This window comes from Curtobacterium sp. PhB128 (genome assembly GCF_004340725.1).
Lineage (GTDB): Bacteria > Actinomycetota > Actinomycetes > Actinomycetales > Microbacteriaceae > Curtobacterium.
Window position 1 is genome coordinate 437,041 of record NZ_SLUR01000001.1, and the last position, 19,707, is coordinate 456,747.

Annotated in this window: 19 protein-coding genes; 11 read left to right on the top strand and 8 right to left on the bottom strand. The window is 70.1% G+C overall.

Annotated elements, in window-relative coordinates:
• The first annotated feature begins 46 nt into the window (after window positions 1-46).
• Window positions 47-688, top strand: coding sequence for a TetR/AcrR family transcriptional regulator C-terminal domain-containing protein (locus EDF23_RS01945; protein ID WP_131920169.1), 642 nt, complete (start codon window positions 47-49; stop codon window positions 686-688).
• A 24-nt stretch (window positions 689-712) separates the two neighbouring features.
• Here EDF23_RS01945 and dhaM read toward each other — a convergent pair whose 3' ends face one another.
• The 3 genes from dhaM to dhaK form a co-directional block, all read right to left on the bottom strand.
• The gene (gene dhaM, locus EDF23_RS01950; protein ID WP_131880111.1) at window positions 713-1,435 is read right to left on the bottom strand and encodes a dihydroxyacetone kinase phosphoryl donor subunit DhaM; all 723 of its coding nucleotides are present in this window, start codon (window positions 1,433-1,435) and stop codon (window positions 713-715) included.
• Window positions 1,432-2,073: a dihydroxyacetone kinase subunit DhaL gene (gene dhaL, locus EDF23_RS01955; RefSeq protein WP_131920170.1), complete on the bottom strand. Its 642-nt coding sequence runs from the start codon at window positions 2,071-2,073 to the stop codon at window positions 1,432-1,434. Before dhaL ends, dhaM begins: the two co-directional genes overlap by 4 nt.
• A 74-nt stretch (window positions 2,074-2,147) precedes the next feature.
• Window positions 2,148-3,149, bottom strand: a complete 1,002-nt coding sequence (gene dhaK / locus EDF23_RS01960) for a dihydroxyacetone kinase subunit DhaK (protein WP_131920172.1) — start codon at window positions 3,147-3,149, stop codon at window positions 2,148-2,150.
• 318 nt (window positions 3,150-3,467) lie between these two features.
• Between dhaK and EDF23_RS01965 the strand changes: the two genes are divergently transcribed.
• The gene (locus EDF23_RS01965) at window positions 3,468-4,193 is read left to right on the top strand and encodes an MIP/aquaporin family protein (RefSeq protein ID WP_123294418.1); all 726 of its coding nucleotides are present in this window, start codon (window positions 3,468-3,470) and stop codon (window positions 4,191-4,193) included.
• Between the two features lie 74 nt (window positions 4,194-4,267).
• On the top strand, window positions 4,268-5,779 hold the full coding sequence (gene glpK, locus EDF23_RS01970) for a glycerol kinase GlpK (RefSeq protein WP_111084025.1): 1,512 nt from the start codon (window positions 4,268-4,270) through the stop codon (window positions 5,777-5,779).
• Window positions 5,780-5,875: 96 nt separating this feature from the next.
• Here glpK and trpD read toward each other — a convergent pair whose 3' ends face one another.
• Window positions 5,876-6,940, bottom strand: a complete 1,065-nt coding sequence (gene trpD / locus EDF23_RS01975) for an anthranilate phosphoribosyltransferase (RefSeq protein ID WP_123294419.1) — start codon at window positions 6,938-6,940, stop codon at window positions 5,876-5,878.
• Window positions 6,941-7,010: 70 nt separating this feature from the next.
• Between trpD and EDF23_RS01980 the strand changes: the two genes are divergently transcribed.
• The 5 genes from EDF23_RS01980 (at window position 7,011) to EDF23_RS02000 (ending at window position 12,389) form a co-directional block, all read left to right on the top strand.
• Window positions 7,011-7,649, top strand: a complete 639-nt coding sequence (locus EDF23_RS01980; RefSeq protein WP_111084027.1) for a heme-copper oxidase subunit III — start codon at window positions 7,011-7,013, stop codon at window positions 7,647-7,649.
• Window positions 7,650-7,670: 21 nt separating this feature from the next.
• The gene (locus EDF23_RS01985) at window positions 7,671-8,480 is read left to right on the top strand and encodes a cytochrome c (protein ID WP_123294420.1); all 810 of its coding nucleotides are present in this window, start codon (window positions 7,671-7,673) and stop codon (window positions 8,478-8,480) included.
• 33 nt (window positions 8,481-8,513) lie between these two features.
• Window positions 8,514-9,578, top strand: coding sequence for a Rieske 2Fe-2S domain-containing protein (locus EDF23_RS01990; RefSeq protein ID WP_111084029.1), 1,065 nt, complete (start codon window positions 8,514-8,516; stop codon window positions 9,576-9,578).
• Complete coding sequence (locus EDF23_RS01995; RefSeq protein WP_131920174.1) at window positions 9,578-11,266, top strand: ubiquinol-cytochrome c reductase cytochrome b subunit; 1,689 nt, start codon at window positions 9,578-9,580, stop codon at window positions 11,264-11,266. Before EDF23_RS01990 ends, EDF23_RS01995 begins: the two co-directional genes overlap by 1 nt.
• Before the next feature lie 163 nt (window positions 11,267-11,429).
• The gene (locus EDF23_RS02000; protein ID WP_123294422.1) at window positions 11,430-12,389 is read left to right on the top strand and encodes a phosphodiesterase; all 960 of its coding nucleotides are present in this window, start codon (window positions 11,430-11,432) and stop codon (window positions 12,387-12,389) included.
• 520 nt (window positions 12,390-12,909) lie between these two features.
• On the opposite strand, the gene EDF23_RS02005 is transcribed toward EDF23_RS02000, so the two are convergent.
• The 4 genes from EDF23_RS02005 to EDF23_RS02020 form a co-directional block, all read right to left on the bottom strand.
• Window positions 12,910-14,463: a stealth conserved region 3 domain-containing protein gene (locus EDF23_RS02005; RefSeq protein WP_131920177.1), complete on the bottom strand. Its 1,554-nt coding sequence runs from the start codon at window positions 14,461-14,463 to the stop codon at window positions 12,910-12,912.
• 97 nt (window positions 14,464-14,560) lie between these two features.
• On the bottom strand, window positions 14,561-14,947 hold the full coding sequence (locus EDF23_RS02010) for a DUF6804 family protein (RefSeq protein ID WP_123294462.1): 387 nt from the start codon (window positions 14,945-14,947) through the stop codon (window positions 14,561-14,563).
• A gap of 47 nt (window positions 14,948-14,994) precedes the next feature.
• A complete protein-coding gene (locus tag EDF23_RS02015; RefSeq protein ID WP_123938022.1) occupies window positions 14,995-15,579 on the bottom strand; it encodes a GDSL-type esterase/lipase family protein in 585 nt (194 codons plus the stop codon).
• Window positions 15,576-17,108, bottom strand: coding sequence for an SDR family oxidoreductase (locus tag EDF23_RS02020; RefSeq protein ID WP_123294425.1), 1,533 nt, complete (start codon window positions 17,106-17,108; stop codon window positions 15,576-15,578). The genes EDF23_RS02015 and EDF23_RS02020 overlap by 4 nt, the downstream gene beginning before the upstream one ends.
• A gap of 43 nt (window positions 17,109-17,151) precedes the next feature.
• On the opposite strand from EDF23_RS02020, the gene deoC reads away from it, so the two are divergent.
• From deoC to EDF23_RS19085, 3 genes are all read left to right on the top strand, one after another.
• Window positions 17,152-17,883 (top strand): deoxyribose-phosphate aldolase, encoded by a 732-nt coding sequence (deoC, locus tag EDF23_RS02025; protein WP_123938023.1) that lies wholly within the window; start codon window positions 17,152-17,154, stop codon window positions 17,881-17,883.
• Between the two features lie 137 nt (window positions 17,884-18,020).
• The gene (locus EDF23_RS02030; protein ID WP_123938024.1) at window positions 18,021-18,974 is read left to right on the top strand and encodes an ROK family protein; all 954 of its coding nucleotides are present in this window, start codon (window positions 18,021-18,023) and stop codon (window positions 18,972-18,974) included.
• A gap of 119 nt (window positions 18,975-19,093) precedes the next feature.
• On the top strand, window positions 19,094-19,645 hold the full coding sequence (locus EDF23_RS19085) for a type IV toxin-antitoxin system AbiEi family antitoxin (RefSeq protein ID WP_165900975.1): 552 nt from the start codon (window positions 19,094-19,096) through the stop codon (window positions 19,643-19,645).
• Window positions 19,646-19,707: the final 62 nt, after the last annotated feature.

The window sequence follows — 19,707 nt, forward strand, 5'->3', positions numbered from 1 at the left end:
TTCTTGTACGTTGAACAAGTTGAGTTGTACCACGTACAATTCAGAGATGGCAACCACCGACGGCGCCCGGACGACCCGCGGCGCAGCGACCCGGGCGAGGATCCTCGCCGCGACCGCCGGACTCCTCAGCGCAGGTGCAGCCGGTGGCGCGGGCGGAGCGAGCACCGCACGCGCCAGTGACGCGGGCGGAGCGAGCACCGCACGCCACGCCGTCACCGTCAGCGAGATCGCCCGTGCGGCCGGGGTCTACCCGAACCAGATCACACACCACTACGGCTCGAAGGACCGCCTCGTCCTCGACGCCGCCTTCGCGCTCTTCCTCCGCGACACCACGCGCCTGCAGGTAGCCGGTCGGCGCGCCGGATCCGCCGACGCGTTCCGTCAGGTGCTCGCACGCACCGCGCTCGCCATGCCGTCGACACTGCTCGTCGTGCGCGCGCTGGCCGCCGCCGGTGACGACGACGCCCAGCGGGAGCGCGTGCGACTCCTGCTCGCGGTCCTGTTCCGGCAGTCGGAGCGCTACCTCGAGCGTGTCGTCGCCGAGCACGGCTGGACGAGTCCGAGTGGTGTCGGCCGTGATGCCCGGACGTTCTGGAGCGCGGTGTTCGGCGCGACGCTCCTTGCCGACGCGGGTGTCACCGGCGGGCCGTCGGACCTCGACCTGGCCGGCACGGTGTCCATCCGCTGAGCGCGGGACGACGACCGGCGAGGGCTACTCGCCGAAGCCGCTCCGCACCAGCTCCACCAGCGCGTCGACCGCGACCTGCGCATCGGTCCCGCTCGCCTCGATCGACACGGTGGCGCCCTTCGGCAGTGCCAACGCCATGATCGCCAGCAGGCTCTTCGCGTCCACGCCGTTCACGCGCACCGCTGCGTCGTACTTGGCTGCCGTCTTCACGAACTCCGCCGCGGGACGGGCGTGCAGGCCGGTCTCGTTCACCAGTTCGACGCTCTCGGACGCGGCCACGTCGTCGACGCTGGCCGCCCCGCCACCCGGTCCCGGGCCTCCCGGCTGGTCACCGGACGGACGGGAGGTAGTGCTCGCGTCGTCCGCGGAGCCTGCGGCGGACGCCGCAGCAGCGAGCACTGCCTCGGCGTCACCACCCGTCTGGGCCGCGACGGCCGCGGCGACCGCGCCCTCGACGAGGGGCGCCTGCGAGACGTGCACGCGTGCGCGGACGTCGTCGTCGAGGAAGTCGAGCGCCGTGTCGGTGGTCAGGTAGGCCGAACCGAGGTCGCACAGGACGACGACGGCGTCGGCGTCGGCGAGCTCCTCGATGCCGGCGGTGATCGCCTCGAACGACGTGCCGATGCCGCCGTCGTCGGTCCCGCCCGCGGCGACGAGCGGCACGTCGGCCGCCATCTGGCGGGCGAGCTCGACGGTGCCGGAGGCGATCGCAGCGCTGTGCGAGACGATCAGGATGCCGACGGTCACGCGGCGGAACCCGTCGTCGCGTGCACCGCGGCACGCAGGATGTACGCCGTCGACTGCGCACCCGGGTCGCGGTGCCCGACGGCGCGTTCGCCGAGGTAGCTCGCACGACCCTTGTGGGCGACGAGCGGTTCGGTGGCCTCGGCGCCCGAGGCGGCGGCGTCGGCCGCGGCGGCGAGCACCGCTGCCGGGTCGTCACCGGCTGCGGCGGCTGCGGTGGCGGCGTCGACCGCGGGGGTCCAGGCGTCCACCATCGTCTTGTCGCCGACGGCGGCCTTGCCGCGCGAGACCACGCCGTCGCGGGCTGCGGCGAGCACGGCGACGAGCGTGTCGGCGTCGAACTCGGTCGCGTCGCCAGCAGCCTGGGCTGCCTTCAGGTACGCGGTGCCGAACAGCGGGCCGGCGGCGCCGCCGACGGTCGAGATGAGCTTCGTCGCGACCGTCTTCAGCACGGCACCGGGCGTGTCGAACGACCCGCCGTCGACGGCCTCGAGCACGGCGCGGAAGCCGCGGTCGAGGTTCTCGCCGTGGTCTCCGTCACCGATCTCGCGGTCGAGCGTGACGAGCTCGGCCCGGTGTTCGTCGATCGTCGCAGCGGTGCGACGGACCCAGTCGATGGCCCATGCGGTGTCGAGCGCCAATGCGGTTCCCTTCGTGTTTCCGGCCCGGTGGGCTCGGTGTCGTGGTCGGTGGTCGAGCGGCCGTACTCGGCCGCTCAGCGGCCCCAGCGCAGTGCCGGGGTCTCCACCGGTGCGTCCCAGAGTGCCGTGAGTTCCTCGTCGAGCACCGTGACGGTGAGCGAGAACCCCTGCATCTCGAGGGACGTGACGTAGTCGCCGACCAAACTACGCGTGACGTCGTACCCGCGGTCCGTCAGCACCTCGGCGGCGCGGCGGTAGGCGATGTACAGCTCGGACAGCGGGGTGCCGCCCATGCCGTTGACGAGCAGGAGCAGCTTCGAGCCGGCCGGGGCGTCGAGGTCGGTCAGGATCGGTTCGAGCACACGGTCGACGAGCTGGTCGGCCGGTGCCATCGGGATGCGCTCGCGCCCGGGCTCGCCGTGGATGCCGATGCCGAGTTCGACCTCGTCGTCGGCGAGCGTGAAGGACGGCTCCCCCGCGTGCGGCACGGTGCCGGACGCCAGGGCCAGGCCCATCGACCGCGTGACGTCGTTGACGTGGCGGGCGATCGCGGCGACGGCGTCGAGGTCGTCACCGCGCTCGGCCGCGGCACCGGCGCACTTCTCGACGACCACGGTGCCGGCCACGCCGCGGCGACCGGCGGTGTAGAGCGAGTCCTGCACGGCGACGTCGTCGTCGACCACGACGGCCTCGACGCGGATGTCGTCCATCTCGGCGAGCTCGGCGGCGGTCTCGAAGTTCAGGACGTCGCCGGTGTAGTTCTTCACGATGTGCAGGACGCCCGCGCCGCCGTCGACGGCCTTGGTGGCCGCGACGATCGGGTCGGGGGTCGGACTCGTGAACACCGGGCCCGGGACGGCGGCGTCGAGCATGCCGTACCCGACGAAGCCCGCGTGCAGCGGCTCGTGTCCGCTGCCGCCGCCACTGACGATGCCGACCTTGCCGGCGACGGGTGCGTCGGAGCGGTGCAGGTGGATCGGGTCCTCGACCAGGACGACGTGTCCGGCGTGTGCCCGGGCGAATCCCCGGACGGTCTCGTCGACCACGGCCTGCGGGTCGTTGATGAGCTTCTTCATGCGCGTGCCTCCACGGGTACGGGGCCGAGCCGAGGCGAACTGCACACCGCCGTCGTCGACCGGAGTGCGCCCAATCTACATCCGACGCCCGGGCGCTCGTTCGTCCGGTCTGCACGTTCGTGCAGTGCGACGGGGACGCGTCACCGGCTCGCGATCCCCCGCAGCGCACGCCGGTTGCACGTTCGTGCACGATCCCGGACTTCCCTCAGGAATTCATCGCCGCGTCGTTCGCCTCGTCACTAGGCTCGGCCTCAATCACTCAACGGGGAGTGCGGCGCAGCACCACCGGACCCCCACCTCACGCACTGGAGGTCACCGATGGACGACATCGGCGTCAAGTTCCTGTCCGAGCTCGTCGGTACAGCGATGCTCATCATCCTGGGTGGCGGTGTCGTCGCCGCCGTCTCCCTCACGAAGTCGAAGGGCTTCGGGGCCGGCTTCCTCATGGTCACGATCGGTTGGGGCTTCGCGGTCTTCGCCGGCGTCCTCGTGTCCTACAAGTCGGGCGGCCAGCTCAACCCGGCCGTCAGCCTCGCCCAAGCCATCCTCGGCAACATCAGTGTCGGCACGATGCTCATCTACTGGCTCGCGCAGATGATCGGCGCGGTCATCGGTGCCGTCATCGTCTGGCTCGCCTACAAGCAGCACTTCGACGAGGAGCCCGACGCCGCTGCGAAGCTCGGCGTGTTCTCCACCGGGCCCGCGATCCGGTCGTACGGCTGGAACGTCGTGACCGAGATCATCGGCACCTTCGTGCTCGTCTTCGTCATCCTCGCGATGACGAACGGCAAGGCACCTGCGGAACTCGGCGCCGTCCCCGTCGCCTTCCTCGTGATCGCGATCGGTGTCAGCCTCGGTGGCCCGACCGGCTACGCCATCAACCCGGCCCGTGACCTCGGCCCGCGCATCGCCCACGCCTTCCTGCCCATCAAGGGCAAGGGCTCGAGCGACTGGTCGTACGCCTGGGTGCCGGTCGTCGGACCGCTCGTCGGCGGTGCACTCGCCGCCGTGCTGTCGCTCGCGCTGCTGCCCGTCGTCAGCTGAACCAACCCAACCCCGGGGTGAGCGGCCCGCGATCGCGTGCCGCTCACCGCACCGAACACCCGTAAGGAGCACCAATGGCCGACTACATCGTCGCCATCGACCAGGGCACGACCTCCACCCGAGCGATCGTCTTCGATCACTCCGGCTCGATCATCTCGACCGGGCAGAAGGAGCACGAGCAGATCTTCCCGCGCGCCGGGTGGGTCGAGCACGACCCCGCCGAGATCTGGGACAACACCCGCGAGGTGATCGGTCAGGCACTGTCGCGTGCCGACATCACGCGTCACGACGTCGCCGCCGTGGGCATCACGAACCAGCGCGAGACCGCCGTCGTCTGGGACAAGACCACCGGCAAGCCGATCTACAACGCGATCGTCTGGCAGGACACCCGCACGCAGTCGATCGTCGACAAGCTCGCCGACGGAGACACCGACCGCTACAAGGCCATCGTCGGCCTCCCGCTCGCGACGTACTTCGCCGGCACCAAGATCATGTGGATCCTCGAGAACGTCGAGGGTGCGCGTGAGAAGGCCGAGGCCGGCGACCTGCTCTTCGGCACCACCGACACCTGGGTCCTCTGGAACCTGACCGGTGGCGTCGACGGCGGCGTCCACAAGACCGACGTCACGAACGCGTCCCGCACGCTGTTCATGGACCTCGAGACGCTCCAGTGGCGCGACGACATCCTCGCCGACTTCGGTGTGCCGAAGTCGATGCTCCCGGAGATCGTCAGCTCTTCCGAGGTCTACGGCCACGTCGAGTCGTCCAACCTGCTCCGTGAGGTCCCGATCGCGGGCATCCTCGGCGACCAGCAGGCCGCGACCTTCGGCCAGGCGGCGTTCGACCAGGGCGAGTCGAAGAACACCTACGGCACCGGCAACTTCCTCATCTTCAACACCGGTACCGAGATCGTCCGCTCCGAGAACGGCCTGCTCACCACCGTCGGCTACAAGCTCGGCGACCAGGAGACGCACTACGCACTCGAGGGCTCGATCGCCGTCACGGGCTCGCTCATCCAGTGGCTCCGCGACAACCTCGGTCTCATCGGCAGTGCCCCGGAGGTCGAGGCGCTGGCCAAGACCGTCGAGGACAACGGCGGCGTGTACTTCGTGCCGGCGTTCTCCGGGCTCTTCGCGCCGTACTGGCGTCCGGACGCTCGCGGCGCCATCGTCGGCCTGACCCGTTACGTCAACAAGGGGCACATCGCGCGTGCGGCCCTCGAGGCGACGGCGCTGCAGACCCGCGAGGTCCTCGACGCGGTGAACGCCGACTCGGGCGTGGACCTGACCGAGCTCAAGGTCGACGGCGGCATGACCGCCAACAACGAGCTCATGCAGTTCCAGGCCGACATCCTCAACGTGCCGGTGGTGCGTCCGGTCGTCGCCGAGACGACGGCGCTCGGCGCGGCCTACGCGGCCGGTCTCGCGGTGGGCTTCTGGGCCAACCTCGACGAGCTCCGTGCCAACTGGCAGGAGGACAAGCGCTGGGAGCCGCAGCTCGACGCCGCGGAGCGCGAGCGCACGCTCCGCCTCTGGAAGAAGGCCGTCACGAAGACCTTCGACTGGGTCGACGAGGACGTCCAGTAGCGACGCAGGCGCACGCTGACCGCGTGCACTGAACGCACCGACGGGAGGCCCGGTGCCGGTTCCTGGAACCGGCACCGGGCCTCCCGTCAGTTGCGTCTACTGCGCGTCGGTCGCGGTCGGGACCGCGATCCAGTCCGCCAGCTTGCGGGTGCCGGCGCCGGAGTCGATCGCCTCGGCGGCCACCGCGAGCTGCTCGCGGAAGCGCTGCAGGATCGGTCGGTCGGACTCGGTCGGGTCCTGCGCCAGACGGAAGGAGACCAGTCCCGCTGCGGCGTTGAGCAACACGATGTCGCGCACCGGGCCCGTCTCCCCCGACAGCACGCGGTGCACGACGGCTGCGTTGTGCTCGGGGTCGCCACCGAGGAGGTCTTCGGTGCGTGCACGTGCGATGCCGAGGTCGCGCGGGTCGAGGTCGTGCTCGATGATGCGCCCGCCGGTGACCTCCCAGATGTGGCTGTGGCCGGTGGTGGTGAGCTCGTCGAGGCCGTCGTCGCCGCGGAAGACCAGGGCGGTCGCGCCGCGGGTCTGGAACACGCCCGTGATGATCGGCACGAGGTCGAGCTGCGCGACGCCGACGGCGTTCGCTTCGCACCGTGCGGGGTTGACGAGCGGCCCGAGGAAGTTGAACACCGTGGGCACGCCGATCTCGCGGCGGACCGGCCCGGCGTGCGCGAAGCCCGGGTGGAACGCGTTCGCGAACGCGAAGGTCAGTCCGACACGCCGGAAGGTGTCCGCGACACGCGCGGCGTCCATCGTGAGATCGAGCCCGAGTGCGGCGAGCACGTCGCTCGAACCGGACTTCGACGAGCTCGCCTTGTTGCCGTGCTTCACGACGGGCACCCCGGCGGCGGCGATGACGATCGCCGCCATCGTCGAGACGTTCACGGTGCCGACGACGTCCCCACCCGTGCCGACGATGTCCAACGCCATCGGGTCGACGTCCAGCGGAACGGCGGCGTCGAGGATCGCGTCGCGGAACCCGACCACCTCGTCGACGGTCTCGCCCTTCGCGCGGAGCGTCACGGCGAACGCGGCGATCTGTGCCTGGGTGGCGCGCCCGTGCACGATCTCCTCCATGGCCCATGTGGATTGCCTGATCGTCAGGTCCTCGCGCGCCATGAGCGCGCTGATCACTGCAGGCCAAGAGAGTGCGTCAGGCATGGCTCGATCGTAGTGAATTCGAGAGACCCGCCAGTCTCCTGCGAAAACACTGTCTGGGGTTTCGGCCATAATGGAGGACGTGACTAGCACCCCTCTCTCCAGATCCGCCAGCGGTCCGGCCCTGAACAGGCCGAACGCCGTTGCCGTGGGGACGATCGTGTGGCTGGGCAGCGAGGTCATGTTCTTCGCCGGCCTGTTCGCGATCTACTTCACGCTGCGCAGCACGTCCCCCGAGCTGTGGGCGGCCGAAACCTCCAAGCTCGAGGTGCCCTTCGCCTCGGTGAACACGATCATCCTGGTGCTGTCCAGCTTCGCGTGCCAGTTCGCCGTGTTCGCTGCAGAGCGCTTCCAGGTGCACCGCACGAGCTGGAACCCGCGCCACTGGGGCATGACGGAGTGGTTCTTCGTCACCTACGCGATGGGCGCGATCTTCGTCTGCGGCCAGATCTTCGAGTACGCCAACCTCTGGCACGAGGGCGTCACGCTCTCCTCCAGCGCCTACGGCTCGGCCTTCTACATGACGACCGGGTTCCACGGCCTCCACGTCACGGGTGGCCTCATCGCCTTCCTGCTGACGCTCGGCCGCGGCTTCGCCGCGAAGAACTTCGGTCACAAGGAAGCGACCACCGCCATCGTCGTGTCGTACTACTGGCACTTCGTCGACGTCGTGTGGATCTTCCTCTTCGCCGTCATCTACCTTCTCAAGTAGGAACTGGACACCCCCGAGCACATGTTCAACAGAACCAAGACCAAGAAGGGCCGCCGTTCACCGATGGCGACCGTCTCGCTCATCGTCGTCGGCCTCATGACCACCGGCGGTGCGTACGCGCTCTTCAGCTCCACGGCCAACGCCGACGACAGCACGAGCACCGTCGCGGCGACCAGCCAGTCGAAGGTGAACGAGGGCCAGAAGCTCTTCGCCTCGAACTGCGCGACCTGCCACGGCCTCTCCGCCCAGGGCACGAGCGAGGGTCCGTCCCTCATCGGTGTCGGCGCCGCCTCGGTCGACTTCCAGGTCGGCACCGGCCGCATGCCGATGGCCGCCCAGGGTCCGCAGGCCGAAGAGAAGCCCGCGCAGTTCACCGACGAGCAGGTCGACGCCCTCGCCGAGTACGTCGCCTCGCTGGGCCCCGGCCCGGCCGTCCCGTCCACCGAACTCACCAACGGTGAGGACGGCGACGCGGCCGAGGGTGCCGAGCTCTTCCGCATCAACTGCGCCATGTGCCACAACGTGGCCGGCGCCGGCGGTGCCCTGACCGAGGGCAAGTACGCCCCGAACCTGTCGACGGTCTCCGGCAAGCACATCTACGAGGCGATGCAGACCGGCCCGCAGAACATGCCGGTCTTCAACGACCTGAACCTCACGCCGGAGCAGAAGGCCGACATCATCACGTACCTCAAGTACGTGCAGGACAACAAGTCGCCCGGCGGGTTCGCACTCGGCTCCCTGGGCCCGGTGGCCGAGGGCCTGTTCATCTGGATCTTCGGACTCGGCGCGGTCGTCGCGATGACCGTCTGGCTGACCGCGAAGTCCAACTGATCGTCCGTGTCGAACGACACTGAAGGGAACACCATGGCAGAGCACGACGACGAGACGCTGAACTCGTCCTCGGCTGTCGAGAAGCACGGCACGACCACCTCCCCCGGGATCGCGGTGCTGCCCACCGACCCGTTCGAGAACCCGGGTGAGCCGCCGCACCGCGCGCGCCGCACCGACGTCGACCCGAAGAAGCAGCGCCTGGCCGAGCGTCAGGTCGCGACCTTCTTCTACCTCTCGATCGTCGGCAGCGTCCTCTCGATCGCGGCCTACGTCGCGTTCCCGATCGACTCGAACGACTTCGGGACGGTCCGCACCGCGAACCTCTTCCTCGGCCTCTCGATCGCCCTCGCGCTCATCGCGCTGGGCCTCGGCGCGGTCTACTGGTCGAAGTCGCTCGTCGTCGACCGCGAGATCACCGAGCTCCGCCACGGCACCCGCGGCACGGACGCGACGCGCGCCAAGGCCGTCGAGGCCTTCCAGCTGGCCGACAAGGAGTCCGGCTTCAGCCGTCGCAAGCTGATCCGCAACTCGATGATCGGTGCGCTGGCCGCGTTCCCGCTGCCGGGCATCGTCCTGGTCCGCGACCTCGCTCCGGCCGAGGACCCGAACGAGCTCCTGCGCCACACCTTCTGGAAGCAGGGCCTGCGCCTGACGAAGGACCCGACGGGTCTGCCGATCAAGGCCTCGGACGTGACCATCGGTTCGGTGTTCCACGTCATCCCGGACGGCATGCTCGACTCCGAGCACATGCTCGAGGAGAAGGCCAAGGCCTCCGTCCTCCTCATGCGTCTCGACCCGAAGGACCTCAACCCGTCCAAGGGCCACGAGAACTGGGGCTACGACGGCATCGTCGCGTACTCCAAGATCTGCACCCACGTCGGATGCCCGGTCGCGCTCTACGAGCAGCAGACGCACCACCTGCTGTGCCCGTGCCACCAGTCCACCTTCGATGTCTCGAACAACTGCGAGGTCATCTTCGGTCCGGCCGCACGCCCCCTCCCCCAACTTCCGATCGCGATCGACGACGACGGCTACCTGGTTGCCCAGAGCGACTTCCACGAGCCGGTCGGACCGTCCTTCTGGGAGCGTGAACGCTGATGACCAGCACCCCCACCACCACGGCACCGAGCAGCACGGCCAACAAGCCGGCTCCGGAGCGCGGATCCCGCATCATCGGCGGGGTCTCGAACTACATCGACGAGCGCACCAGCATCTCAGGGCTCGTCAAGGAAGTCGGCCGGAAGATCTTCCCGGACCACTGGAGCTTCATGCTCGGCGAGGTGGCGCTGTACAGCTTCGTCGTCGTCCTGCTCTCCGGTACGTTCCTGACGTTCTTCTTCCAGGCCTCCATGGCCGAGGTCGTCTACAACGGCACGTACGTCCCGCTCAAGGGCGTCGAGATGTCGACGGCGCTCCAGTCCACGCTGGACATCTCGTTCGACATCCGCGGTGGGCTCTTCGTCCGCCAGGTCCACCACTGGGCGGCCCTGCTGTTCGTGGCGTCGATCATGCTGCACATGGCCCGCGTGTTCTTCACCGGTGCCTTCCGCAAGCCGCGTGAGCTCAACTGGGTCTTCGGCTTCCTGCTCTGGGTCCTCGCCATGGGTGAGGGCTTCACCGGCTACTCGCTCCCCGACGACCTGCTCTCCGGAAACGGTCTGCGGATCATCGTCGGCATGATCGAGGGCGTTCCGGTGATCGGTGTCTGGATCGCCTACCTGCTCTTCGGTGGCGAGTTCCCGGGCACCGACATCGTGGGCCGCCTCTACACGCTGCACATCCTGCTGCTGCCGGCGATCCTCGTCGCGGTGCTCGGTGTCCACCTCGTGCTCGTCGTGATCAACAAGCACACCCAGTTCGCTGGCCCGGGCAAGACCAACGACAACGTCGTCGGTGTCCCGATCCTCCCGGCGTTCGCCGCCAAGGCCGGCGGGTTCTTCTTCATCGTCGCGGGCATCATCGCCCTCATCGCGTCGATGTTCACGATCAACCCGATCTGGAACTACGGCCCGTACGACCCCTCGCCGGTCTCCGCCGGTACCCAGCCCGACTGGTACATCGGCTTCGCCGACGGCGCACTGCGTCTGGTGCCGCCGCACTGGGAGGTCGTGTGGTTCGGCTACACGGTGTCGTTCAACATCCTGGCGCCCATCGCGGTCCTGGTGCTGCTCATCCTCGCGATCCTGCTGTACCCGTTCCTCGAGTCGTGGATCACCGGCGACAAGCGCGAGCACCACATCCTGGACCGTCCGCGCAACGCCCCGACCCGCACGGCGATCGGTGCCGCCGGCATCACGCTCTACGCCAGCCTCTGGGCTGCGGCGTCGTCGGACATCATCGCGACCCACTTCCTGGTGTCGATCGAACACGTGATCCACGTGATCCAGGCAACGACGGTCCTCGGCCCGTTCGTCGCCTTCTGGATCACGAAGCGCGTGTGCCTCGCACTCCAGAAGAAGGACCGCGAGATCGTCCTGCACGGCTACGAGTCCGGTCGCATCGTCCGACTCCCCCACGGTGAGTACATCGAGGTGCACGAGCAGCTCGACGAGTACGAGCGCTGGAAGCTGCTGCAGTTCAACGAGTACAAGCCGCTCATGATCCGCCCGAACGCCAAGGGGCAGATCACCGTGGTCCAGAAGGCCCGTGCGAGCGTCTCCCGCTTCTTCTTCGAAGACCGCATCGAGCCGGTCTCGAAGGCCGAGCTCGAGGCAGCGCACGCCGCCCACCACGGCCCGGACCTCGAGGGCAGCCACCAGGCCCCGCAGGTCGAGGAAAAGCGCTAAGCACGACGACAGGAACCCCCGCCACCACGTGGCGGGGGTTTCTTCGTGCGATGGGCGAAACGCCGCCCCCAGTTCACGGCTGGTTCACCGACACGTGCTGGACTCATCCAGGACGGTGTGGCAACGTGTTGCACCACGCATCCGCCAACGGAATGAGACCCCGATGGACAGCCGGACGGCCGAACACCCCAGGCCGAACCACTTCCTCCTCCACCTCAGCGACACCCACCTCGTCTCCGGCGACGGTGATCTGTACGGCGGGGTCGACTCCGCCGCACGGCTCACCGAGATCGTCGCGGACATCGAAGCATCAGGCACCCGGCCCGAAGCGATCGTCGTCACCGGCGACGTGGCCGACAAGGGCGAACCGGGTGCCTACGCCCGTGTCCGCGAGATCGTCGAGCCGGCTGCCCGCCGGATCGGTGCCCAGGTCATCTGGGCGATGGGCAACCACGACGAGCGCGGCGCGTTCCGTCAGGAGCTCTTCGGGTTGCACCCCACCGACCGCCCGGTCGACTTCGTCTACGACGTGAACGGTCTCCGGGTGATCACCCTCGACACAAGCGTCCCGGGCCACCACCACGGCGAGGTCTCCCCCGAGCAGCTCGACTGGCTGGCCGAGGTCCTGTCCGAGGCTGCGCCGCACGGCACCATCCTGGCGATGCACCACCCGCCCGTGCCGAGCGTGCAGGACCTGACCGTCCTCGTCGAGCTCCGCGACCAGCAAGCCCTGGCCGAGGTCGTGGAGGGCAGTGACGTCCTGTCGATCATCGCCGGACACCTGCACTACTCGACCAGCGCGGTCTTCGCGGGCATCCCCGTCTCGGTCGCCAGCGCCACGTGCTACACGCAGGACCTCACCGAGTTCCAGGGCGGCACGCGCGGGCGGGACGGCGCGCAGTCGTTCAACCTGGTGCACGTCTACGGCCACAACGTCGTGCACTCGGTCGTCCCGATCGGGCACTACTCCACGGTCGGCGAACCCGTGTCGGCCGTCGAGACCGAGGCCCGCCTCGCAGCGCACGGGGTCACGATCCCGCCCGCGGTCGAACCGGCTCCGGTGACCTCGAGCATCCCGGTCTTCACGCTCGACTCGGTGCCGGTCTCCCCCGTCCACCGGTAGGTCGCCGCACTTCGTGAGCAGCAATGGTCGGGTCCGCAGTGCGGACCCGACCATTTGTGCTCACCATGTGCGGTGAGCGTGCGCCCACGGCGGACGGGAGGCGCGTGGCGGGGCCGCCACGGGCCTCCCGTCCGGCCGGTGGTCATGACCCACCGCGAGATGTGTGTCGAGTGGTCAGCTTGCGTCGTCTGACGGCGCGCGTGCCGACAGGCCGTGACCGGTCGGCGGTCGGCGACGGGGCGGGGCGGTCGGGAGGCGCGTGGCGGGGCCGCCACGGGCCTCCCGTCCGGCCGGTGGTCATGACCCACCGCGAGACGTGTGTCGAGTGGTCAGCTTGCGTCGTCTGACGGGGCGGGCGCCGACAGGCCGTGACCGGTCGGCGGACGGCGGTCGGCGCCGAGCCCGGAGCCGTGGCTGGGTTTCGGCGCCGGGCTCGCAGGCTCGCCCGGAGCGCATGGCCGGGCTTCGGCGCCGGGCTCGCAGGCTCGCCCGGAGCGCGACAGCAGAACGCTGGCGCGTTCTAGACGCTGTCGCGCTCCCACGGCGCGGGGAAGGGGAAGTAGCGCTCGAGGAAGTCGGTCACGCGCTGCGTCCGCTCCTCGTCGTTGACCTCCGGGAAACTGCCGTCGTTCAGGCAGAAGAAGTCCGCGTTCCGCTTCTTGAGCAACTCGTCGAGCGACCGCAGCCCGGACTGCATCGTGGTGTCGATGTAGCGGACGTCGGCGTTCTCCTGCGTGATCGCCCGACCCGTGAGCAACGAGTAGTAGTGGTAGAGCGAGTTGGTCACCGAGATGTTCTCGGCAGCACGGAAGCGCGACGCCGCCGTGGCACGGAACTCGTCGGCGAACTCGTGCTCCATCTCCGTCATGATGGACGACCGGAGCGGGGTGGGCGCATGCTCGAGGTGCCTGGTGGTGACCGCACCGAACCGCTGCTGCAACAGGCGACGGTTGACCCGCGCGGAGTTCTCGAACCCACTGCGCGCGGCGTTGTTCACGCCGAGGCCGATGCGGGTGGTGGCGAGGATGAACTTCGACACCGACCCCGGGCTGAAGAACACCGAGGGGTCGACGGTGCGGCCGAAGAACATGTCGTCGTTCGAGTAGATGAAGTGCTCGCTGATGCCCGGGATGTGGTGCAGCTGCGACTCGACGGCCTGCGAGTTGTGCGTCGGCAGCACGGACGGGTCGGCGAAGAACTCCTCGCTGCGCACGATGCGGACCTTGGGGTGGTCGGCGAGCCAGTGCGGAGCGGGTGAATCGGTGGCGATGTAGATCTGGCGGATCCACGGTGCGAACGTGTGCACCGAGCGGAGTGCGTACTTCAGCTCGTCGATCTGGCGGAACCGTGCGGGGGCGTCGTCGCCCTCGCCCAGGACGGCCGTCGCCTGCGCTGCCTGGCGGGCGCGCTGGTACTCGATGGCGTTGCCGTCGACCCACGAGAAGACGATGTCGATCGGGAACCGTATGTCGGAGACGTGGTCGTCGAACATGTGCTCGACGGTGCGCCAGGTGCGGCCGTAGCGCTCGATGTCGACGAGCACGAACTCGTCGACCGGCAGGCTGCGGCGCATCAGCGCGTTCTCGACGGGCGCGAGCACCTCGGTGTCGGTGAGTCGCCAGAACTCGAGCTGCACGCTCGTCTCGGCGCCGTAGCGCAGCCGCCCGAGGGGCTCGAGACGCGGACGGAAGACGCGCAGCACCGGCTCGTCGACCGGCCCGAGACCGTCGTCCTGCACGAGCACGGCCGGTTCGCCCGGCGGCTTCGCGTAGAACGGTTCGTTGACGGCGGCGGCCATGACGGCGCTCTCGGCACGCTGCCGGTCCCGCTCGTCGATCGCGATGACCGGACGCTCGTCGTTGCCGCGGATGAGCAGGTGGTCGACGTCCGCCTCGGTCAGCGCGTCGTCCAGGAACAACAGGTCCTCGATCATCGACTGCTGCGGCGTCAGGTGGCCGTTGAGCAGCGTCAGTCGCCCCTTGCGGACGACGACGTCGGGCCGGTCGAGACCGCCGGAGGACGGTCGAGGGGTCAGCAGAGGACTCTCGGTCACCGGCTCGGTCTCGTCGTTCATCCATGCCCTTCGGGTCGTGCTGCCGGGTCCTGTACCCGACCCTGCGATCCTACCGTCCGCCCGCCCGGTCGGTTCCGCAGGCGGTCAGCGGAGCCGGTCAGGAGGCCCGGGGTGCGTCCGCCTCGCGCGGCACCTTGACGGCGATGCCCACCACGATGAACAGGGCGGCAGCCAGGATCTGCAACGCGGCCCACACCTGGCCGGGGATCGGCACCGTGACCAGTGGGTTCCAGCAGACGGCGACGGCGGCCATCAGCACGGCGGCCCACCACGTCTTCCCGCGCACCGCGAAGACGAGCACGATGAGGGACAGCACCGTGATGCCCCAGCGGGCGAAGACGAAGCCGGACGAGTCGATGATCGCGACGCAGGCGAGCAGGACGATCGCGGCGATGAGCGACGGCGCGAGTGCCGGCCGGGTGAACCCCGGGGTGGCACGGGTGTTCGTCGTCCCCGCGGTCGGTCGGACCGGTGCGGCGGGCACGCCGTTCTGCGACGACCCCACTGGAGGTCGTCCCTTGCGGGCAGCCATCAGGCGGGGGCCTCGTCGAGGTCGATGGCCGTGAAGGACCGGGACATCGGCGGGAGACCCCGCACACGCTCGAGCGCGGGGACCAGCTCGCCGAGGTAGGCCCGGTAGCCCTCGTCGGTGAGGTGCAGGCCGTCGTCGGTGAAGCGGTCGCCGAGGTGGTCGCCGTCGGCCAGCGCGGGCCAGGCGTCGAGGTACTGCGCGTGGCAGGTCGCGACGAACTGCCGCAGGTGCCGGTTCGCCTCCTCGATCTTCGCTGTGTACTCGGCCTGGCGGGGCAGGACGGAGACGAGCAGCAGCCGGACACCGGGCAGCTCGCGCCGCAGGGTGATGAGGATCGTCTCGACGTTGCGGACGACGTGTTCGGCGCTCGCCCGGTGGTTGCCGAAGTCGTTCGTGCCGATCAGCAGCACGATCACCTCGGGCTGTTCGGCGACGACCGCGTCGAGCCGTGCGAGCACGCCGTCCGTCGTGTCGCCGCTGATGCCCTGGTTCAGGGTCTGCTCGTCGGGGAGCCAGCTGTCCCACGACCCCTGGGCCGTGATGCTGTCCCCCAGGAACAGGACGGGACTGCGTTCCTCGGTCATGCTGCCTCCTCGTTCGCCGGTTCCGGACTCCCATTGTGCTGGGTCCGGTTGCGCTGCGTCGACTCGGTGTTGTCCGACTCGCGCTCGGCGGCCGCGGTGATGCGCTCGACCATGCCCGGGAAGATGATCCCGTGGAAGGGCAGGATCCCGTACCAGTACAGCCGTCCGGGCAGGCCCTGCGGGAAGTAGATCGCCCGCTGGTGGTAGTCGCTGCCGCCCTCGGGGTTCGGGGTCACGGTCATCTCGAGCCAGGCGCGCCCGGGTGACTTGAACTCGGCGCGGAGCCGCAGGTAGTGACCGCGCTCGAGGCGTTCCACGCGCCACCAGTCGAGGGCGTCGCCCTGCTCGAGTCGGTCCTGGTCACGACGACCACGGCTGAGCCCGACGCCGCCGGCGACCTTGTCCATCCAGCCGCGGGCGACCCAGGCCAGCGGGAACGAGTACCAGCCGTTCTCGCCGCCGATCGACTCGACGACGCGCCAGACGTCCTCCGCCGAGGCGGTCGAGTGACGCTTCCGGTCGTCGACGTAGACGGTGTGGCCGGCCCAGTCCGGGTCGGTCGGCATCGGGTCGGCCGAGGCGCTCGACAGGGTGGCGCTCCGCCAGCTCGTCTGCACCTCGCCGGACCGCATCTTGTTCAGGGCCAGTCGGACGGCGCGGCGGTACGACGTGAGCCCGCCCTCGGGCTGCGGGACGACGTCGTCGATGTCGTGCTCGCGCTGGACGCACTCGAACTGCAGCGACTCGATGATCGGCGTCGCCAGCTTGCGCGGGATCGGGGTGACGGCGTTGAACCAGTGTGCGGCGAGGCGCGGGGTGAGCACCGGCAGGACCGTGATCGGGCGCTGCCGCAGCTTCGCCTCGACCGCGTAGCCGTTAAGCATCTGCCCGTAGCGCAGGACGTCCGGCCCGCCGATGTCGAAGGTGCGGTTGACGTCGGCGGGGACGTCGAGCGCCGCGACCAGGTAGTACAGGACGTCGCGCACGGCGATCGGCTGGATCCGGTTGCGCACCCACCGCGGTGCCGGCATCCACGGCAGGACGTCGGTCACGTGCCGGATCATCTCGAACGAGGTGCTGCCGGAACCGATGACGACGCCGGCCTGGTAGGCGATCGTCGGCACGCCGGAGTGGAGCAGGATCTCCCCGACCTCCTTCCGGCTGCGCAGGTGCTTCGACAGGTCGCCGTCGGGGTGCAGGCCGCCCAGGTAGACGAACCGGCTGACGCCGGCACGCTTCGCCTCGTGCGCCATCGTCTCGGCCGCCTGCCGTTCCGCGGACTCGAAGTCGCCGTCGGCACCCATCGCGTGGGCGAGGTAGTACACGGCCTCGACGCCGTCGACCGCGGCGCGGACCGCGTCGGCGTCCTGCAGGTCTCCTTCGGCGACGTCGACGTCGCTGCTCCACGGGACGTCCTGGAGCTTCCGGGGGTTGCGCACGAACACGCGCACGGAGTGTCCGGCTTCGAGGAGACGGGGGACGAGACGACCGCCGATGTACCCGGTGGCGCCGGTGACGAGGACCTGCATGCCCGGAACGCTACGCGGCACGCCTGACGGGTAGGCTTGCCGGGTGGACAACGCAGCCTTCCCCGTCACCGCCGATGCCGTCCGCGGCCTCATCGACCACGCGATCCTGAAGCCCGAGCTCACCCGCTCGGACGTCGACGCCCAGCTCGACGAAGCCGCCGCGTACCGGGTCTTCAGCGTGTGCGTCCGGCCCAGCGACGTCGCCTACGCCGTCGAGCGTCTCCGGGGCACCGGCGTCGGCGTCGGGACGGTCATCGGCTTCCCGCACGGCACCACGTCCACCGCGGCCAAGGTCGCCGAGTCGCTGCAGGCCCTCGCCGACGGCGCCTTCGAGCTCGACATGGTGCAGAACATCGGCGCCGCGAAGTCCGGCGACTGGGAGCGCGTCGAGCAGGACATCCGCGCCGTCGTCGACGCCGCCGGGTCCACCGTCGTCAAGGTGATCCTCGAGACCGCGTTCCTGACCGACGACGAGATCGTCGCAGCCTCGCGTGCCGCGCAGTCCGCCGGTGCCGCGTTCGTGAAGACCTCCACCGGGTTCGCCGGCGGCGGGGCGACGACCGAGCACATCGCGCTGATGCGCCGCACGGTCGGTGCCGACACGGGCGTGAAGGCCTCGGGCGGTGTCCGCGGGCTCGACACCCTGCTCGAGATGGTGGACGCCGGGGCGAACCGCATCGGCACGAGTGCGTCCGCGCGCATCCTCGACGAGGTCGCGCACCGCGTCGAGACCGGTGCCGCGTCGTCGCAGGGCGACGACACCAGCTCCTACTGACCCACCGCGACATGACCTGATCCACCGCACGACGACCTGACCCGACCGACCCACCACCTGCCAGGCCGGGGCCCACCGGACGCGACGCCGCGTCCGGGAGCCGCCCCGGGCCTCCAGACCGCCGCATCGGAGCGCGCATGTCCAGCACCGCACCCCAGCCCCCCGCCCTCGCACTCGCCGTCGACCTCGGCGGCACCAAGGTCGAGGCCGCGCTCGTCACCGACCAGGGCGTCGTCCTGCCGGGCACGCGCTTCCGCAGCCCCACCGGGCCGCAGCGTACGTCCGACGAGCTGCAGGCCGCCGTCGACGAGGTCGTGACGAGCGCGCTCGCCACGGTCCCCACCGACGCGACCCTGGTCGGCGTCGGGGTCGGCTCGGCCGGCCCCGTCGACGAGGAGCACGGCCTCGTCTCCCCGCTCAACATGCCGGTGTGGCGCGGCCACCCGCTGCGCGACCGCATCGCCGCGCTCGTGCCCGAGGGGGTGCCGGTCACGCTGCGCATGGACGGCCTGGCGATCACGCTGGCCGAGCACTGGGTCGGTGCGGCCCAGGGGTACGACCACGTCATGGGCATGATCGTGTCGACGGGCGTCGGCGGTGGCCTCATCCTGCACGGCCGCACCGTCAGCGGCCCGACGGGCAACGCCGGGCACATCGGGCACGTGGAGTGCGGCGGCTACGACGACCCGTGCGCCTGCGGCGGCACCGGCTGCCTCGAGGCGATCGCCAGCGGCCCGAAGACCGTCGCCTGGGCGCAGCGCCAGGGCTTCGACGGGTCCACCGGCGAAGAACTGTCGGCGGCGTACGCGGCCGGCGACGAGATCGCGGTCGCCGCGGTCAAGCGCAGCGGCCGGGCGCTCGGGCAGGCGATCGCGGCGGCGACGAGCCTCGTCGACCTCGAGGTCGTGGCGATCGGCGGCGGGTTCTCCCACGTCACGCCGGACCTGTTCGAGTACGCACGCGAAGCGGTGGCGGAGCGCGTCGAGTTCGGGTTCGTGACGAAGGTGCGCATCGTGCCGACGGCGCTGTCGCAGGACGGCCCGCTCATCGGCGCCGCGGCACTCGTGCACCGCGCCGACGTCCTGCGCTGATCGGACCGCGCCGACGCTCTGCGCTGACGTCCTGTGCTGAGCGGCGCTGCCGACACCGACCTGCCCGGCCTCTCCACAGGGGGTGTCGGCCGGGTGTCGGTGTCCGGCAGGATGACGGGGTGCCCGGTTCCCGTCTCCTGACCACGGACGCCTGGCCCGAAGCGGAGCTGCGCGCTGCCGTGCTCGCGGGCGAGTTGGTGCCCGTCGGGCCGTGCTGGGCCTCCCCCGCGACGCCGCAGGACCCGGCGCTGCGCGCGACCGCGGCATCGTGGGTCTTCGGCGACGCGCGGCTCGTCGCCTCCGGCCGGACCGCTGCGTGGGTCTGGGGCGCGGCGTCGCGGCCACCGGACCCGATCGAGGCGAGCGTCCCACCGCAGCTGCGCATCGCGGTCGGGCCGGGCCTGCACCTGCGCGAGGTCGCGCTCCAGCCCGTCGACGTGGTCCGGTTGGGGTCCGTGCAGACCGTCGTGACGACGCCGGCGCGCACCGCCGTCGACCTGCTCCGCACCCCGGGTGACTGGGATCTCGAGCGGGCAGCGGCCGTCGACGGCCTGCTGACGATCGGGGCGGTGTCCGTGGACGAGCTGCACGCGCGCCTGAGCGGCCTCGGGACCATCCCGATGGCGCGGCAGGCCGAACGGCGGCTGCGCGGGCTGCTCAGCGCACGCTGACGCGGGCTCGGGCCGTGCTGAGCGCGCGGCGACGCGCGCTCGGGTCCTGCTCAGCCCGAGGC

Bases quoted from the DNA above. Each gene is read 5' to 3' on its own strand.
- EDF23_RS01965 (WP_123294418.1), top strand. From the start codon at position 3,468: ATGGACGACATCGGCGTCAAGTTCCTGTCCGAGCTCGTCGGTACAGCG.
- EDF23_RS01985 (WP_123294420.1), top strand. From the start codon at position 7,671: ATGTTCAACAGAACCAAGACCAAGAAGGGCCGCCGTTCACCGATGGCG.
- EDF23_RS02005 (WP_131920177.1), bottom strand. From the start codon at position 14,463: ATGAACGACGAGACCGAGCCGGTGACCGAGAGTCCTCTGCTGACCCCT.
- EDF23_RS02030 (WP_123938024.1), top strand. From the start codon at position 18,021: ATGTCCAGCACCGCACCCCAGCCCCCCGCCCTCGCACTCGCCGTCGAC.
- EDF23_RS02015 (WP_123938022.1), bottom strand. From the start codon at position 15,579: ATGACCGAGGAACGCAGTCCCGTCCTGTTCCTGGGGGACAGCATCACG.
- EDF23_RS02000 (WP_123294422.1), top strand. From the start codon at position 11,430: ATGGACAGCCGGACGGCCGAACACCCCAGGCCGAACCACTTCCTCCTC.
- EDF23_RS01990 (WP_111084029.1), top strand. From the start codon at position 8,514: ATGGCAGAGCACGACGACGAGACGCTGAACTCGTCCTCGGCTGTCGAG.
- EDF23_RS02020 (WP_123294425.1), bottom strand. From the start codon at position 17,108: ATGCAGGTCCTCGTCACCGGCGCCACCGGGTACATCGGCGGTCGTCTC.
- glpK (WP_111084025.1), top strand. From the start codon at position 4,268: ATGGCCGACTACATCGTCGCCATCGACCAGGGCACGACCTCCACCCGA.
- dhaK (WP_131920172.1), bottom strand. From the start codon at position 3,149: ATGAAGAAGCTCATCAACGACCCGCAGGCCGTGGTCGACGAGACCGTC.
- EDF23_RS01995 (WP_131920174.1), top strand. From the start codon at position 9,578: ATGACCAGCACCCCCACCACCACGGCACCGAGCAGCACGGCCAACAAG.
- trpD (WP_123294419.1), bottom strand. From the start codon at position 6,940: ATGCCTGACGCACTCTCTTGGCCTGCAGTGATCAGCGCGCTCATGGCG.
- EDF23_RS01945 (WP_131920169.1), top strand. From the start codon at position 47: ATGGCAACCACCGACGGCGCCCGGACGACCCGCGGCGCAGCGACCCGG.
- EDF23_RS01980 (WP_111084027.1), top strand. From the start codon at position 7,011: ATGGAGGACGTGACTAGCACCCCTCTCTCCAGATCCGCCAGCGGTCCG.